Here is a 15,649-nt window from a genome sequence, read left to right as displayed (position 1 = left end):
CGACACAGGGCCGACACCAAGGGCTGACATGCCCGCTCGAAGGCGATCTCAAGTGCACGAAAAAATCGCGCATCGCCCGGAACCAAATACTCCCCGGGGCATTTCCCGTCGCCACGCGGAGTGGGCGAACGATGCTCCGGCGCCCCTTTCGGGGTCCGCGGGTCTTGAAGAGGACAATCCCTACCGATGAGCATGCAGCCCGGTCGGCGCGTCGGCGTCGCTTTCGTCGGGATGGGTGGGGCTGTCGCCACCACTGCCATCGCCGGCATCGAGATGATCAAGTCCGGTTCGAACCGTCTCGATGGACTGCCCCTTGCGGGCCATGCGGTGGCCGGGATGGTCGGATACAAGGATCTCGTCTTCGGCGGCTGGGACCTCAACGGGGACGACCTCGGCGCCGCGGCGAGCGGGCACGGCGTGCTCACCAAGCAGGATCTCGAGAACGGCGCCCAGGTGCTCAACGGCATGAAGCCGTGGCCGGCGGTCGGCTCCGCCAAGTTCTGCAAGAACATCGACGGCGGCAACCGCATCGTCGCCAAGGACCACCGCGAGGCGGTCGACTGCATCGCCGACGACCTCAAGCGCTTCCGCGAGGAGTCGGGCGTCGACGACGTGGTGGTGGTCAACCTCGCCTCGACCGAGCGCTGGCCCGACCTCGACGACCCGACGCTGAACTCGGCTGCCGCCTTCGAGCGCGGCCTCGACGCGAGCGACGAGGCGATCAGCCCGGCGATGCTCTACGCCTATGCGGCGATCAAGAACGGCATCCCCTACGCCAACTTCACGCCCTCCGTCGCCGCCGACGTGCCGGCCCTGGTGGACCTCGCCCGGCAGCTCAACGTCCCGGTCGCCGGCAAGGACGGCAAGACCGGCCAGACCATGATGAAGACGGTGCTGGCCCCGGCCCTCAAGTCGCGGGCGCTCCACGTCGACGGCTGGTTCTCCACCAACATCCTCGGCAACCGCGACGGCCTGGCCCTGAACGACAAGGATTCGCTCCAGTCCAAGCTCAACACCAAGGGCACGGTGCTGGATTCGATCCTCGGCTATCCCGTCGAGGACCATCTGGTCCACATCCATTATTACCGGCCGCGCGGCGACGACAAGGAAGCCTGGGACAACATCGACGTCACCGGCTTCCTCGGTCAGAAGATGCAGATCAAGATCAACTTCCTCTGCAAGGACTCGATCCTGGCCGCCCCCCTGGTGATCGAGATCGCCCGCGTCCTGGATCTGGCCAAGAAGCGCGGCGACGGCGGCGTGCAGGAGCAGCTGTCGCTGTTCTTCAAGGCGCCGATGGTCAAGAACGGCCACGGCCCCGAGCACGCCTTCGGTGCGCAGGAGCGCATGCTGCTCGACTGGCTCGGCGTCCACTAGGGATGGCCGCGAGCCACGAACCGGCGGGCGGGGCTCGCGCCCCGCTCAACCACCGCGAGCTCCTGGTCGAGCTCAACGACATCAAGCGCGTCCGGTCCGCCGGGCGTGCCGGCTCGATCGCCGAGCGGCTGTTCCTCCAGGCCTGGGCGGCGTTGACCGGCGGGGCCGACCCGGCTGCGCTCGCCCTCGACATCACCGCCAAGGCGCTGGCGGCCTCCCGCCTCGGCGACCTCGACGCGGCTTTTCTGAGCCTCGCGGGCCTCTCGCCGGATCAGGCGTCGGCCGTGCTGGTACGGGGCTTCGACGAGGTGGCAGGCCCCCTCGACCCGGCCCTTGCCGCGGCCTTGCGTGCCTGCCTCGCCGCGCCGCGGGACTGGACACCGGGTCCGGTCCCCCACTTCGCCCTGCTTCAGGCCGACCAGCCCCGCGCCGGCGTCACCTGCCCGGGCAAGCCGCGCATCCTGCTCGAGCCGCCGGAGAACCATGCCGAGCACTGCCTGACGGTGGCGGTCTACGGCGTGACGTTGAGCCCGTTCTACGGCGCCGACCCAACCACGGTCTTCGTCGCCGCCCTCGCCCACCACCTGCACAATGCCCTGATGCCGGATGCCGGCTTCACCGGCGAGATCCTGCTCGGCGAGCATCTCGATGCGGTGATCGCCACCTTGAGCGAGCGGGCGCTCTCCGAACTGGCGACGCCGCTCCGTGACGTCGTCGCCTCGTCGCGAAAAATCCTGGCGGATGACGGGACGGCAGAGGGCCGGGCGTTCCACGCCGCCGACGTGATCGACAGGGTGCTCCAGATCGCCCAGCACCTGCGGGCGGCCTCGCTCACCATGGACACGGTCCTGGGCGAGATGGCGCTCGTGCATGACGGCCCGGTGAAGGGGTTTCACGATCGGGTGCTCGCCGACATGCGGCTGCCGTGACGCGCATCGCGGACGCCCTCGGGGGTCGGCACGTCCTTGAGGGCTCCGTCCTTGGGCGTTCGCGCCCGCGCTCTATCTCACGTCAGAGCCTGCCGCAGGGTGGGCGCCGCGAGGAAACGCATCCGTGATCCCGTTCGGGCTCCTCTCGCCGGTCACCGGCGAGGCGCTGCACCACGACACGCCCCATTCCCTGCGCGAGGGCAAGCGCGGGCCGCGCTGGCCGGTGGTCGACGGCATTCCCTATCTGCGCGTCGGGCGCGACGGCCTGATCGGGGACGTTCTGGGCCATCTCGACAAGGGCGCGCCGGGCCACGCCCTCGAACTCCTTCTCGCCGACCAGGACGATTGGTGGACCGGCCCGCCCGCCGACCCCGCGACGTTGCGCGACCTCGTGCGCGAGATGAAGTACGTCTCGTTGCGGGAGGCCTGCGCCCGTCTCGGCTGGGGCCGGGTCGGCGACTACTTCGTGCATCGCTGGAGCGACCCGACCTACCTGGCGGGGCTCGCCCTGCTGGAGGCGCATTGGAACCAGCCGGCCTGCGCCTTCGAGCTCGCCTGCGGCATCGGCCATTACCTGCGCGAACTGCAGGGACGGGGCGTGCGGGTCTCGGGGGGCGACGTGGTCTTCGCCAAGCTCTGGGTCGCCCGCCACTGGGTCGCCGGGCAGAGGCCGCAGCTCGTCTGCTTCGACGCCGCCTCGCCGCACTGGCCGATCGACCAGGCCCCGGTCGATCTCGTGATGTGCCACGACGCCTTCTACTTCCTGCCCGAGAAGGCCCGCATCCTCGATTGCTTGCGCAAGACAGCCGGCGAGGAGGGATGGCTGGCCCTCAGCCACGTCCATAACAGTGCCCGTCCCGGCTTCTCGGCCGGTCACGCGGTCTCGGCGGCGGAGGTCGAGGAGCTGTTTCCCGACGGGCTCGTCTACGACGACGACGAGCTGACCCGGGCCCTCGTCGAGGCCCGCGCGCCCGTGCCGGCCTCGCCCGCCGCCCTCGACCATGTCGAGGCCTTCTCGGTGGTCTGCGGCCCCGGCATGCGCCCGGCCCCCCGGCCCCTCGTCGACGGCCTGACCCTGCCGCGGGAAGGCGCCACGTTGCGGCTCAACCCGCTCTACAAGCCCGATCCGGCGGGCGGTTCCACCGTCGCCTGGCCCTCCGAGCGCTACCGCGACGAGTACGCTCCGCGCGCTACCTACCCGTTGCACTCCGAGGGCCCCGAGACCCTGGAGGCGACGCCCGACACCATCGATCGCGCCCGCATCCGCGAGTTCGTCGACCTGCCGGAGCGCTGGTGATGCCGGAATCGATCGGCTGGGGCATCGTCGGGTTCGGCTGGGTCGCGCGGGACTTCATGGCGCCGGCGATCCGGGAGGCCGGCCATCGCCTCGTCGCCATCTGCGATCCCGGGGCCGACGCCCGTGCCGCCGCGGCCGATCTCGGCGCGCGGGGACACGCCGAGCTCGCCGGGCTCCTCGCCGAGCCGGAGGTCGAGGCGGTCTATGTCGCGACGCCCAACCACCTCCATCGCGGCGCCGTCGAGGCCCTGGCCGAGTCCGGCAAGGCGATCCTGTGCGAGAAGCCGATGGCGGCCTCGCTCGACGACGCCGAGGCGATGGCGGCGGCGGTCGGCCGCACCGGCATCCTGTACGGCACCGCCTTCGACCAGCGCCACCACCCGGCCCACCGGCTGCTCCGAGACGAGATCCGCGCCGGCCGGGTCGGCACCGTGACGGCCATCCGGATCGTCTATGCCTGCTGGCTCGACCGGGGCTGGACGGCGATCCCCGGCCAGGCGAACTGGCGCATCGACCAGGCCCAGGCCGGCGGCGGCGCGCTGATGGACCTCGCCCCCCACGGCCTCGACCTGACCGATTTCCTGCTCGGCGAGCCGATTCTCGACGTCACGGCGCTGACCCAGGCGAGGGCGCAGGATTACGCCGTCGATGACGGTGCGCTGCTGATCGGCCGCACCGGCTCCGGCATCCTGGCGAGCCTGCACGTCGCCTATAATTGCCCCGATGCGCTGCCGCGGCGGCGCCTGGAGGTCGCCGGCACCCAGGGCCTGCTCGTGGCGCAGAACACCATGGGGCAGGAGGCCGGCGGGCGCGTCACCTTCACCGACGGCGCGACGGGCGAGACCGTGCCGCTCGCCTTCGACCGCCAGGCCTCGCCGTTCCTGGAGCAGGTGCGGGCCTTCGGGCGCAGCTTGCGCGATCCCGCGGGGCGCGGCGCCTGGTCGGCCACGCGCGACCTCCACACCATGCGGCTGCTCACCCGCGCCTACGCCGCCTCGCCGTCCCACCGTCCCGCGCATCGTCCCGCCCAATTCCCCGACATGCCGGCCGCCTGAGGCCTGCGGAGGAGTCTTTCCATCGTGGACACGCCCACCGCACCCCGCCCCTACGCCTACGGCCAGACACGCGTCATCGAGGGACTCCCCGAGCGCCTGCCGGATGCGGTCCGGGCCTATCTCGACGTGCTGCCGCCGGGCCGGATCGTCGGCTTTCCCCTGGCGCCCCTCGACCGCACCGGGGTGCCGTGCTGGTTCGTCTCGCTCTTCCTCGACGATCCCTATTTCGTCGGCGCGATGCCGAGCGGCATCGGCTACGGCGCCACCGACGACGAGGCGATCATCGGCTCGGTGGCCGAGATCGCCGAGAACCTGATGCCGAGCCTGGCGCTGATCCCGCGCAAGAAGGAGCGCGGCAGCTACCACGATCTGGTGCGGGTCTTCGGCGCCGGCTCCGTCGCCGATCCGCTCACCCTCGGCCTGCCGGCGGGCAGCCCGGTGGACCGCGACACCGTGCTCGAATGGACCGGCACGGTGCGGGCCCGCACCGGAGAGACGGTGCTGATGCCGCTCGACCTCGCGGCGACCGACTATTTCGAGCTGTCCAAGGGCTACCAGCCCTTCACCAACCTCATCACCAACGGGCTGGGCGCCGGGCCGGACGTGGACTTCGCCCTCGGGCACGGGCTGCTCGAACTGCTCCAGCGCGACGGCAACGGCCTGCTCTTCCGCGCCCTCGACCAGGGCGTGATGCTCGACACCTCGGAAGGCCTCGGCCCCGAGACGAAGGGAATGCTCGACCGGCTGGAGAGCTTGGGCATCCGCGCGATGCCGAAATTCGCCACCGACCAGTTCGGCTTCACCAACGTCTACTGCGTCGGCTACGACGTCGACGCCGCGCGCACCCCGGCGCCGATCGCGCTCTCGGCCTGCGGCGAGGCCTGCGACCCCGACCGCGAGCGGGCCCTGCGCAAGGCGATCCTGGAATTCCAGGCGGCGCGGGTGCGCAAGACCTTCGGGCACGGTCCCCTGGCTCTCGCCCGCTCGATCACCCCGCCCGGCTACGTCGACGCCTTCATCGAGAAGGCGCTCCCCAGCCTCGACCTGGAGGAGGGGAGGGCGCTCGCCGCGATGCTCGACTGGATCGGCGAGCCCGCCGAGACCCTGCGGGGCTTCCTGTCCGACACCGTCTATTCCGAGCGCAGCACCAAGCGCTTCACCGACCTGCCGACGCAGCCCGCCCCGACCGGCCAGGACCGTGCCCGCATCGCCCGCGAGCGCCTGGAAGCGGAAGGATTCGACGTGCTCTACGTTGACGCCTCGCCGCCGGGCGGCGGCGTCGGCATCGTCAAGGCGATCGTGCCGGGGCTCGAAGTCGAGACCATGAGCTACTACCGCATCGGCGAGCGCAACACCCGGAAGCTCATCGAGCGCGACCACCCGCTGATTCGCTTCGGACAAGCGAGCGAGACCTTGCGGCCGGTGCGCCTGACCCCGGAGGCGCTGGAGCGCTTCGGCGGGCAGCCGCTCTTCGACGTCGCGCTCGCGGACAGGCTCGTCGGACCGCTCTATCCGCTCTACCGCGAGCCGGAATCGCACCATGCGCCGTTCCGCCTCGAGCGCCGGGGGAGGGCGGCATGAGCTTACGCTTCGCCTACAACACCAACGGCGCGGCCAACCACCGCCTCGACGACGCCCTCGATCTCATCGCCGAGGCCGGCTACGACGGCGTGGCGCTCACCCTCGACATCCATCACCTCGACCCCTTCGCGGCGAGCTGGGCCCAGGATGCCGAGCGGGTGCGCGGCCGGCTCTATACCCTGGGTCTCGGCTCGGTGATCGAGACCGGCGCCCGCTTCCTCCTCGACCCGCGGGCCAAGCACGAGCCGACCCTGGTGACGGCCGACGCGGCGGGCCGGGCGCGCCGGGTCGCCTTCCTGCAGCGGGCCATCGACATCGCGGCGATCCTCGGCTCGGAGGCGGTGTCGTTCTGGGCCGGCGTGCCGAAGCCCGGCGTCGATCCGGAGGCCGCGAAGGGCTGGCTGCGGGCGGGGCTTGAGGAGGTCGTCACCTACGCCGCCGAGCGTCGGGTCGTGGCGGCGCTCGAACCCGAACCCGGCATGCTGATCGAGACCCTGGACGATTACGCCGCCCTCGATCTGCCCGGCCTCCGGCTCGCCCTCGATACCGGCCACTGCCTGGTGACGCAGGAGCGCGAGCCCGCCGCGGCGGTCCGGGAATTCGCCGACAGGCTCGGCACCGTGGCGATCGAGGACATGGCGCGGGGCACCCATATCCACCTGCCCTTCGGCGAGGGCGACATGGACGTCGCCGGCGTGCTCGACGCCCTGGAGGCGATCCGGTTCAGCAAGCTCGTCTGCGTCGAGCTGTCCCGCGAGAGCCACCGGGCCGACCGGATGATCCCGGATTCGCTGCGCTACCTCCGGGAGTGCCGCCGATGAGGATCTGCCCATGAGGATCTGCCCATGAGGATCTGTTTCGTCAGCCGGCGCTACTTCCCGGCGATTTCGGGCATGAGCGTCTACGCGCAGAACCTGTTGCGCGAGCTGGTCGGCGCCGGCCACGACGTGACGATGGTGAGCCAGTACCGGGGCGACGCCTTCGGCACCAAGGTCTATGGCGGCGGCCCGCCGCCGCCGGTGCCGGGCGTGCGGGTGATCGGCCTCGAACAGCTCGGCGAGCAGGAGAGCGGCGACTTCGAGCGCGACATCGCCACGATGGTCGAGACGATCGCGGCCGAGCACGCGAAGGCGCCGTTCGACGTGCTGCACGCGCAATACGGCTATCCCACCGGTTTCGCCACGCTGGTCGCCTCGCAGCGTTTGGGCGTGCCGAACGTGGTCTCGATCCAGGGCGGCGACGGCCACTGGGTCGGCTCGTGCTGCGAGACCCACCGCCTCGCCATGGTGCGGGTGCTGGCGCACGCCAACGCGCTGCTGATCGGCGGTCGCTCCTTCGTGGCCGAGGTCTGCGACCGGCTCGGCAGCGACCCCGACCGCTTCACCATCGTGCCGGGGGCCGTCGACACCGCGCGCTTCCGCCCGCCGCCGGGATGGCAGCCGGGCGACGCCGCCGATCCGGTGCGGCTGTTCTACCACGGCCGGGTCGACCGCCGGAAAGGCGTGCTCGACTTCCTCGACGCGCTCAGTCTCCTGCGCCTGCGCGGCACGCCCTTTACCGCCATCATCTCCGGCATCGGCCCCGACGTGGAACCGGCCCGCGCCCTGGCGGCCGATCTCGGCTTTTCCGACGCCCAAGTCCGCTTCACCGGCTACGCCGATTACGACGCGGTGCCGGGCCTCTATGCCATGGGCGACGTGTTCGTCTCGCCGACCTATGCCGAGGGCTTCTCCAACACCATCCTGGAGGCGATGGCGGCCGGCCAGGCGGTCGTCTCGACCCACTCGGTCGGCGTCTCGGATTGCCTGCGCGACGGCGAGAACGGGTTGCTGGTCCAGCCCGGCGACGTGCCGGCGCTCGCCGAGGCGCTGCACCGGATCATCACCGACCGTGCCTTGCGCGCGCGCCTCGCGGCCTCGGCCCTGGAGGAGTGCCGGCAGGTCTATTCCTGGCAGGCGGTGGGGCGGCAGATCATGGACGTCTACGCGGCGGTGAAGGGGGAGCGGCCGGATCCGGATTTCGACCCGGACCTGCCGCACGATCCGGGCTGCCGCTTCCGGGCCGAGCCGCATCTGCTGTGAGCGATCTGCGGCGCGGTCTCACAGTTTCACTCCCGGGCTGTGCGCATCTCCCCTCTCCCCGCCCGCGGGGAGAGGGGAGATGCGCGCCATCCTGGTTTTCGTCAGTCGAGTCCCGATGCCCACAGCCCTCGCCCTCTCGCCCCATCTCGACGACGCCGCCTTCTCCTGCGGCGGCACCCTGGCGCAACTCGCGAACGGGGGCTGGCGGGTGGTGATGGTGACGCTGCTCACCGCCAGCGTGCCGGACCCGACCGGCTTCGCGCTCGCCTGCCAGCTCGACAAGGGGCTCGGGCCGGAGGTCGACTACATGGCCCTGCGCCGCGACGAGGACCGGGCGGCCGCGGCGGCGCTCGGCCTGCATCCGCCGGTCCACGTCGCCCTCAGGGAGGCGCCGCATCGCGGCTACGCCTCGGCGCCCGCGCTCTTCGCCGAGACCCGGCCCGACGACACCCTCGCCGACGACCTCGCCCCCTTCCTCGCCCGCCTGATGGACGAGGGGACGCCCGACCTGCTTCTCGCCCCGCAGGGGGTCGGCGGCCATGTCGATCACGTCCAGCTGGTCCGCGCGCTGACCGCGCTGGCGCCGGCCTGCCCGGTCCTGTGGTGGCGCGACTTTCCCTACACCGTGCGCCACCCCGATCCGAAGGAGCCGTTCCGCGCCGCCTTCGCCGGATTGCCCGCCGTCACCGTGCGCCTCTCCCCGGAGGAGGCGGCCGCCAAGCATGCGGCCTGCGCGGCCTATGCGAGTCAGATCGGCTTCCAGTTCGGCGGCCCCGAAGGCCTCGCCGAGCGTTTGAGCGCCGAGGGCGCGTGCGAGCATTTCCGCCTCGCCGGCGTCCTGCCGGACGGGCTGACCCTGGCGTGAGCCCGTCCGCTCCGAAAAGCCTGGCCGATCCCGGCGCCGTCGCGGCGCGCCATGCCCTCGCCGAGGTCAGCCCCCACCTCGCGCCCCTGCGCCGCCTCGCCGAACGGATCCGGGCCGAGCAGGATAGACCGGTGCCGGAGGCCGATCCCCTCGACGGCGGCGTGAGCGCCCGCCTGCTCCTCCTCCTCGAGACCCCCGGCCCGGCCACCGGCCGCACCGCCTTCGTCTCCCGCGACAACCCGACCGGCACCGCCGCCAACCTGTTCCGCTTTCTCTCCGAGGCCGGCCTCGCGCGGGCCGAGACTCTGATCTGGAACGCCGTGCCATGGGTGATCCACGCCCCCGGCGCCCGCAACCGGGCGCCCCGCACCGGCGAGATTCGGGCGGCGCGGGCCTACCTGCCCCCACTCCTCGACCTGATGCCGAACCTCGCCGTCGTCGTTCTGTCCGGCCGGGTCGCGCAAACCCTGGCCCCCGTCCTCGGCGAGGCGCGACCGCACCTCCCGGTGGTCGCGATCCCGCATCCGAGCCCGACCTATGTCTGCACCAGCCCGGCGGTGCCGGCCCGCATCGCCGCCGGCCTCGGCGAGGCGGCCCGCCACCTCGGCGTCCCCGGTTGATTTCCCGCCTGCCCAACGGTCCGGCTGGTCATTCGCCGGCAGAGGGCCTACATGGCCCCTCATGCGAGCGGGGCTCGGTCGGAGTGCCGCCGGGCACCTTTGTGCGCGAGCCTGGCCGCGATCGGCCGTGGGCTCGCGCCGGCGACCAGCGGGGTCGGACGCCGACGCGATGAATTTCGCCAGCCAGGACAAGAACCTCGCGCAGGCCCGGCCCCTGCGCGATGCGCGCGCCGGGGACGGGCTGCCGCGCGACGAGGATCCGGCCGGTCACGAGCCCGGCCGTGGTCCGGAGGAGCACCGCGCCCGCCATCGGCGCCGCTATGCCTGGATCGGCACGCTCGCCAGCGTGGTGCTGTTCGTCATCTCCCTCGGGGTGCTGGGCAAGCTCGTCTCCACCGTCACCTGGGCCGACCTGCGCACCGCCTTCCTGGCGGCGACGCCGGAGCAGGTCGGGCTCGCCATCGGTCTCGTGGTGGTGAGCTACCTGTTCCTCACCTGCTACGATGCCCTGGCGCTGCGCCAGCTCAAGCTGAAGGTGCCCTACCGCACCACCGCGCTCGCCTCCTTCACCAGCTACGCGGTGAGCTTCAACCTCGGCTTCCCGCTGCTCACCGCCGGCACGGTGCGCTACTGGATCTATTCCGCGCAAGGGCTCAGTCCCGGGCGCATCGCGGCGCTGACCATCGTCGCCGGCTTCACCTTCTGGCTCGGCATGGGGGCGGTGCTCGGCATCAGCCTGATCCGCGAGGCCGAGCCGCTCTCGCACCTCACCTATACCAGCGTCCTGTTCAACCAGGGGCTCGGGGTCGCGACGCTGGCGGCGGTGCTCGCCTATCTCGCCTGGGTCACCGTCAAGCGCCGCAGCGTCAAGGTGCGGGGCTGGCGCCTGGAACTGCCGGGCCTGAAGCTGTCCTTGAGCCAGATGCTGGTCGGCGCCGGCGACGTCTGCGCGGCGGCCGGCGTGCTCTACGTGCTGCTGCCGGCCGGCCACGGCGTCAGCTTCGAGACCTTCGTGGCGATCTACGTGCTCGCCGCCATGCTCGGCATCGCCAGCCACGCGCCGGGCGGGCTCGGGGTGTTCGAGGCCACGGTGCTGCTGGCGCTCTCCGGCCTGCCGCGGGAATCGGTGCTCGGCGCGCTGCTGCTGTTCCGGGTCTGCTACTACCTGATCCCGTTCGTGGTGGCGCTCGCCGCACTCGGCGCCTATGAGATCGCCAAGCGGGCGCGCCTCACCCCGCGGGAGGCGCCCGACGATGATGCCGCCGAGAGCGACCCGACGCCCTGACGCCGTGGATCCGCCGCCGGACGACCGCGACCGTGCCGACCCCGAGACCGCGCTGCCGCCTTTCCTGCCCGGTGCCGCCGGCACGCTGTCCTCCGCCCGGCGGGCGGCCTGGCGGGGCGCGTTCTGTGCCGTCATGGTCCTCATGGTCGGCCTCACCTGGCTGCGGGGTCTCGACCTCGGCGCCTGGCTGATGGCGCTCGCCGCCCTCCTGATCGGCGGCCTCCTGGCCGCGCCGCGCCGGGGCGAGCCGGTGCTGCGCTCCGAGGCCGGGCCGGGCCGGGGCCGCCACGGCCTCGCCGAGGCCCTGCTCGCCAACATCCCGGACCCGGTCATCCTGATCGACCGCCGCGCCCTGGTGATCGAGTCGAACGCCGCCGCCCGCGCGCTCCTGCCCTCCCTGCGGCCCCGCCACCCGCTCTCCTTCGCGCTGCGCGACCCCGACGTGCTCGACGGCATCGAGACGGTGCTGCGCACCGGCGAGCCGCTGAAGACGCTCTATTCCCCCCGGGTTCCCACCGAGCGCACCTTCGAGGTGCAGATCGGCGCCATGCAGGGCGGCGAGGCCGGGCGCGCGGGACCGAACGTGGTGCTGTTCCTGCGCGACCTCACCTCGGCCCAGCGCCTGGAGACGATGCGGGTCGATTTCGTCGCCAATGCCAGCCACGAGCTGCGCACCCCGCTGGCCTCGCTGCTGGGCTTCATCGAGACCCTTCAGGGGCCGGCCCGGGACGATGCCAAGGCCCGCGAGCGCTTCCTCGGCATCATGCGGATGCAGGCCCTGCGCATGACGCGGCTGATCGACGACCTCCTGTCGCTCTCCCGCATCGAGCTGCGGGCCCACGTGCCGCCGACCCAGGTGGTCGACATCGTGCCGCTCGCCCGCCAGATCGCCGATGCGCTGGGGGTGATCGCCCGCGAGCGCGGCGTCGCCATCACGCTCGCCGCCGAGCCCGGCCCGCACCGCGTCCTCGGCGACCGGGACGAGATCCTGCGGGTGATCGAGAACCTGGTCGAGAACGCCGTGAAGTATGGCGGCGACGGCGGCCGGGTCGAGGTGCGGCTGGAGACCCTGCCGGCGGAGGAGGGACGGCCGCCGCAGGTCGAGATCGCGGTGCGCGACGAGGGCCCGGGCATCGCCCCCGAGCACCTGCCGCGCCTGACCGAGCGGTTCTACCGGGTCGATGCCGCCTCGAGCCGCCAGCAGGGCGGCACGGGCCTCGGCCTCGCCATCGTCAAACACATCCTCAACCGCCATCGCGGCCGGCTGGTGATCGAGAGCACCCCGGGGGAGGGGGCGACCTTCCGGGCCCTGATCCCGGCCCTGGTCCCGGCTCACGGCGATGCGAAGCAGGCCGCGGCTCAGGGGCAGGCGACGAGCAGCCGCCCGGTATAGTCGGCCGCGGCGGCGGCCGCGCCCGGCGTGCCGGTGGCCACGTCGTCGGGGATCAGCTGCTCGCCCTCCTGCGCCTGCCGGGCCGGGCGGTTGAGCTTCAGCACGCAATCCGGGCTGCCCGACAGCTTGACCGGGTCCCCCGGCGGCAGCCCGAAGGCGACGTAGAAGTCCGGATCGTCGAAGCTCACCACCAGGTTGCGCACCGGGCCGGCGGGTCCTTGCGGCACCAGCGTGAAATCGAGGGTGAGGCGGCCTTGCGAAAAGCTCGCCGTCGGGGAGGGCCCCGCCTTGAGGGCGAGCGGGCGGCCGTTGATCTTCCCTCGCGTGAAGAAGGCGGTCTCCGCCATCGCTTCCAGGCGCTCGACGGCCATCGCGTCGAGCTTTCCCTGGTCTGGCACCCCGTCGCGCTTCGAATCGAGGTTCAGCACCGCGAAGGCGGAGTATTCCGGGTCGAAGGTCCAGGATTCGCGGATCGCCACCAGGTTGCGCTTCTGGTCGAGCACCAGCTCGGCCCGGGCCTGCACCCAGACATGGGGATGCGCCAGCGCCGCGCCCGCCCCGCCGCACACCATCGCCAAAGCCGCCAGAACCCGCCCGATCATCGCCCGCTCCCGCTTCGCTCCGCGCTCTGGCGCCGGAGCGCGGCGAAACCATGTTCGCGACGCAACGGCCGATCGCGATCTCAGCCGTACCGGAAGGCCGCCCGGCGCCCCACATCGGGTCCGGGAGACCGCACCATGACCGCACCCGCCCGTCGCCTCACCCTGCCCGTCGAGGGCATGACCTGCGCGACCTGCACCGGCCGGGTCGAGCGGGTGCTGAAACGGGTGCCGGGGGTGCAGGCGGTGGCGGTCAACCTCGCCACCGGCCGCGCCACCCTCGACCTGTCCCCCGGCAACGATCCGGTCGCCCTCGCCGAGGCGGTGGAGGGCGCCGGCTACGCCGTGCCCGAGGCGGCGAGCGAGCTCGCCGTCGCGGGCATGACCTGCGCGTCCTGCACCGGCCGGGTCGAGCGGCTGCTCCGGCGCGTGCCCGGCGTGCGCGAGGCGAGCGCCAACCTCGCCACCGGCCGGGTGACCGTGCGCCATCCCGCCGGCCTCGTCCCCCTCGATGCCCTCGAGGCCGCCGTGCGGGAGGCCGGCTACGAGCCCCGCCGGGTGTCCGAGGAGACGGAATCGCCCTCGGGTCCCCGCGAGGCCGAGACGCTGACCCGCGACCTGATCCTCGCCGCCCTGCTCTCGCTCCCCGTCGTGGTGCTCGACATGGGGAGCCACCTCGTCGGCCACGGCCTCCTGCCCGGCGCCTGGAGCGCCGGCATCCAGGCCGTGTTCGCCACCCTGGTGCTCGCCGGGCCCGGCCGGCGCTTCTTCGCCCGCGGCCTGCCCGGCCTGGTGCGCGGCCATCCGGACATGAACGCCCTCGTGGCGCTCGGCGCCGGCGCCGCCTACCTGTTCTCCCTCGTCGCGACGCTGGTCCCCCACTGGCTGCCGGCGGGGGCGGCGCATGTCTATTTCGAGGCGTCGGTCCTCATCGTCACCCTGATCCTGCTCGGGCGAAGCCTGGAGGCGCGGGCCCGGGGCCGCACCGGCGCGGCGGTGGCGCGCCTCGTCGGCCTCGCGCCGAAGACCGCGCTCCTTCTGCGGGACGGCGCCGAGACCGAGGTGCCGGTGGCCGAGCTCGCGGTCGGCGACCGGGTCCGCGTCCGCCCCGGCGAGCGCCTGCCGGCGGACGGACGGGTGGTCGAGGGCACGTCCCGCATCGACGAGAGCATGCTCACCGGCGAGCCGGTGCCGGTGGCGAAGAACCCGGGCGATCCCGTCACCGGCGGCACCGTCAACGGCACCGGCGCGCTGACCGTCCGGGTCGAGCGGGTCGGCGCCGACACGGCGCTCGCCCAGATCGTCCGCATGGTCGAGGCGGCGCAAGGTGCCAAGCTCCCGATCCAGGCCCTCGCCGACCGGGTCACCGCCTGGTTCGTGCCGGCGGTGCTGGCCCTGGCCCTCCTCACGGCCCTCACCTGGCTCGTCCTCGCGCCGTCCCCCGCCCTCGGCCTCGCCCTGGTCCACGCCGTCGCGGTGCTGATCATCGCCTGCCCCTGCGCCATGGGCCTCGCCACCCCGACCTCGATCATGGTCGGGACCGGCCGGGCGGCGGAGCGCGGCATCCTGTTTCGCAGCGGCGCCGGCTTGCAGGCCCTGGAGGATGTCCGCGTCGTCGCCTTCGACAAGACCGGCACCCTGACCGAGGGCCGCCCGACCCTCACCGACCTGATCCCGGCCCCCGGCTTCGACGCCGACGAGGTGCTGGCCCTGGCCGCCGCCCTCGAAGCCCGCTCGGAGCACCCGATCGCCCGGGCCATCGTGGCCGCCGCCGCCGAGAAGGGCCTGGACCTGCCGCCGGTGAGCGAGTTCGCGGCAGTGCCGGGCCACGGCATCACCGGTCGGGCCGGCGGCCGCGCCGTCGCGGTCGGTGCCGCCCGCCATTTCGCCGGCCTCGACCTTTCGGGGCTCGCGCCAAAGGCCGAGCGCCTGGCGGCGGAAGGGCGCTCCCCGGTCTACCTCGCCATTGATGGCGTGCCGGCGGCTCTGCTGGCGGTGTCCGATCCGATCAAGCCCGGCGCCGCGGCGGCCGTGCGGGCGCTCACCGGCCAGGGGCTGACGGTGGCCCTCGTCACCGGCGACGCGAGGCGCACCGCCGAGGGCGTCGCGCGCAGCCTCGGCATCGCCACGGTCCTCGCCGAGGTGCTGCCCGCCGGCAAGCGCGACGCCGTCCAGTCCTTGCGCGCTCAGCACGGCCCGGTCGCCTTCGTGGGCGACGGCATCAACGACGCCCCGGCCCTCGCCGAGGCCGATGCGGGCCTGGCGCTCGGCACCGGCACCGACGTGGCGGTGGAAAGCGCCGACGTGGTGCTGATGGCCGGCGATCCCGCCACCGTCGCCGAGGCGCTGAGGCTGTCGCGGGCGGTGATGCGCAACATCCGCCAGAACCTGTTCTGGGCCTTCGCCTACAACGTGGCGCTGATTCCGGTGGCGGCGGGCGGCTTGCGGGCGGTCGGCGGGCCGTCCCTGTCGCCGGTGCTGGCGGCGGGCGCCATGGCCCTGTCGAGCGTGTTCGTGGTCGGCAACGCCCTGCGGTTGCGGCGGGCGTGACCGTCAGCGCTCCGCAC

13 protein-coding genes are annotated in these 15,649 nt (G+C 72.8%); 12 read left to right on the top strand and 1 reads right to left on the bottom strand.

From position 1 onward, the window contains the following. The first annotated feature begins 186 nt into the window (after window positions 1-186). From VQ03_RS08865 to VQ03_RS08815, 11 genes are all read left to right on the top strand, one after another. A complete protein-coding gene (locus VQ03_RS08865; RefSeq protein WP_048450508.1) occupies window positions 187-1,377 on the top strand; it encodes an inositol-3-phosphate synthase in 1,191 nt (396 codons plus the stop codon). A 2-nt stretch (window positions 1,378-1,379) separates the two neighbouring features. Further along, window positions 1,380-2,306, top strand: a complete 927-nt coding sequence (locus VQ03_RS08860) for an HD domain-containing protein (RefSeq protein ID WP_048450507.1) — start codon at window positions 1,380-1,382, stop codon at window positions 2,304-2,306. A gap of 124 nt (window positions 2,307-2,430) precedes the next feature. Further along, entirely contained in the window at window positions 2,431-3,603 is a 1,173-nt protein-coding gene (locus VQ03_RS08855) for a class I SAM-dependent methyltransferase (RefSeq protein ID WP_048450506.1), read from the top strand. Next, complete coding sequence (locus VQ03_RS08850) at window positions 3,603-4,658, top strand: Gfo/Idh/MocA family protein (RefSeq protein WP_048450505.1); 1,056 nt, start codon at window positions 3,603-3,605, stop codon at window positions 4,656-4,658. The genes VQ03_RS08855 and VQ03_RS08850 overlap by 1 nt, the downstream gene beginning before the upstream one ends. A 24-nt stretch (window positions 4,659-4,682) precedes the next feature. Next, complete coding sequence (locus VQ03_RS08845) at window positions 4,683-6,239, top strand: YcaO-like family protein (protein WP_245292011.1); 1,557 nt, start codon at window positions 4,683-4,685, stop codon at window positions 6,237-6,239. Next, entirely contained in the window at window positions 6,236-7,060 is an 825-nt protein-coding gene (locus tag VQ03_RS08840; protein WP_048450503.1) for a sugar phosphate isomerase/epimerase family protein, read from the top strand. The genes VQ03_RS08845 and VQ03_RS08840 overlap by 4 nt, the downstream gene beginning before the upstream one ends. Before the next feature lie 24 nt (window positions 7,061-7,084). Next, a complete protein-coding gene (locus VQ03_RS08835) occupies window positions 7,085-8,320 on the top strand; it encodes a glycosyltransferase family 4 protein (protein ID WP_048450502.1) in 1,236 nt (411 codons plus the stop codon). Window positions 8,321-8,435: 115 nt separating this feature from the next. Next, window positions 8,436-9,185, top strand: a complete 750-nt coding sequence (locus tag VQ03_RS08830) for a PIG-L deacetylase family protein (RefSeq protein WP_048450529.1) — start codon at window positions 8,436-8,438, stop codon at window positions 9,183-9,185. Further along, window positions 9,182-9,805 carry a uracil-DNA glycosylase gene (locus VQ03_RS08825; protein ID WP_048450501.1) on the top strand — a complete coding sequence of 208 codons (624 nt, stop codon included), beginning with the start codon at window positions 9,182-9,184 and terminating at the stop codon, window positions 9,803-9,805. The genes VQ03_RS08830 and VQ03_RS08825 overlap by 4 nt, the downstream gene beginning before the upstream one ends. A 169-nt stretch (window positions 9,806-9,974) precedes the next feature. Then, window positions 9,975-11,090: a lysylphosphatidylglycerol synthase domain-containing protein gene (locus VQ03_RS08820; RefSeq protein WP_048450500.1), complete on the top strand. Its 1,116-nt coding sequence runs from the start codon at window positions 9,975-9,977 to the stop codon at window positions 11,088-11,090. Between the two features lie 133 nt (window positions 11,091-11,223). Continuing rightward, window positions 11,224-12,483, top strand: a complete 1,260-nt coding sequence (locus tag VQ03_RS08815; protein ID WP_157064027.1) for an ATP-binding protein — start codon at window positions 11,224-11,226, stop codon at window positions 12,481-12,483. On the opposite strand, the gene VQ03_RS08810 is transcribed toward VQ03_RS08815, so the two are convergent. After that, entirely contained in the window at window positions 12,450-13,085 is a 636-nt protein-coding gene (locus VQ03_RS08810) for a DUF1007 family protein (protein ID WP_048450499.1), read from the bottom strand. The two genes, VQ03_RS08815 and VQ03_RS08810, sit on opposite strands and share 34 nt — an antisense overlap. Window positions 13,086-13,220: 135 nt before the next feature. Between VQ03_RS08810 and VQ03_RS08805 the strand changes: the two genes are divergently transcribed. Then, on the top strand, window positions 13,221-15,632 hold the full coding sequence (locus VQ03_RS08805) for a heavy metal translocating P-type ATPase (RefSeq protein WP_048450498.1): 2,412 nt from the start codon (window positions 13,221-13,223) through the stop codon (window positions 15,630-15,632). Window positions 15,633-15,649: the final 17 nt, after the last annotated feature.

This window comes from Methylobacterium tarhaniae, from assembly GCF_001043955.1.
Lineage (GTDB): Bacteria > Pseudomonadota > Alphaproteobacteria > Rhizobiales > Beijerinckiaceae > Methylobacterium > Methylobacterium tarhaniae.
The sequence above is the reverse complement of the archived record's forward strand: the minus strand, read 5'-3'. Positions and strand labels throughout refer to the sequence as shown.

Excerpts from the sequence above, each read along its gene's own strand:
- VQ03_RS08830 (WP_048450529.1), top strand. The coding sequence starts at position 8,436 with ATGCCCACAGCCCTCGCCCTCTCGCCCCATCTCGACGACGCCGCCTTC.
- VQ03_RS08820 (WP_048450500.1), top strand. The coding sequence starts at position 9,975 with ATGAATTTCGCCAGCCAGGACAAGAACCTCGCGCAGGCCCGGCCCCTG.
- VQ03_RS08815 (WP_157064027.1), top strand. The coding sequence starts at position 11,224 with ATGGTCCTCATGGTCGGCCTCACCTGGCTGCGGGGTCTCGACCTCGGC.
- VQ03_RS08865 (WP_048450508.1), top strand. The coding sequence starts at position 187 with ATGAGCATGCAGCCCGGTCGGCGCGTCGGCGTCGCTTTCGTCGGGATG.
- VQ03_RS08840 (WP_048450503.1), top strand. The coding sequence starts at position 6,236 with ATGAGCTTACGCTTCGCCTACAACACCAACGGCGCGGCCAACCACCGC.
- VQ03_RS08835 (WP_048450502.1), top strand. The coding sequence starts at position 7,085 with ATGAGGATCTGTTTCGTCAGCCGGCGCTACTTCCCGGCGATTTCGGGC.
- VQ03_RS08810 (WP_048450499.1), bottom strand. The coding sequence starts at position 13,085 with ATGATCGGGCGGGTTCTGGCGGCTTTGGCGATGGTGTGCGGCGGGGCG.
- VQ03_RS08860 (WP_048450507.1), top strand. The coding sequence starts at position 1,380 with ATGGCCGCGAGCCACGAACCGGCGGGCGGGGCTCGCGCCCCGCTCAAC.
- VQ03_RS08805 (WP_048450498.1), top strand. The coding sequence starts at position 13,221 with ATGACCGCACCCGCCCGTCGCCTCACCCTGCCCGTCGAGGGCATGACC.
- VQ03_RS08850 (WP_048450505.1), top strand. The coding sequence starts at position 3,603 with ATGCCGGAATCGATCGGCTGGGGCATCGTCGGGTTCGGCTGGGTCGCG.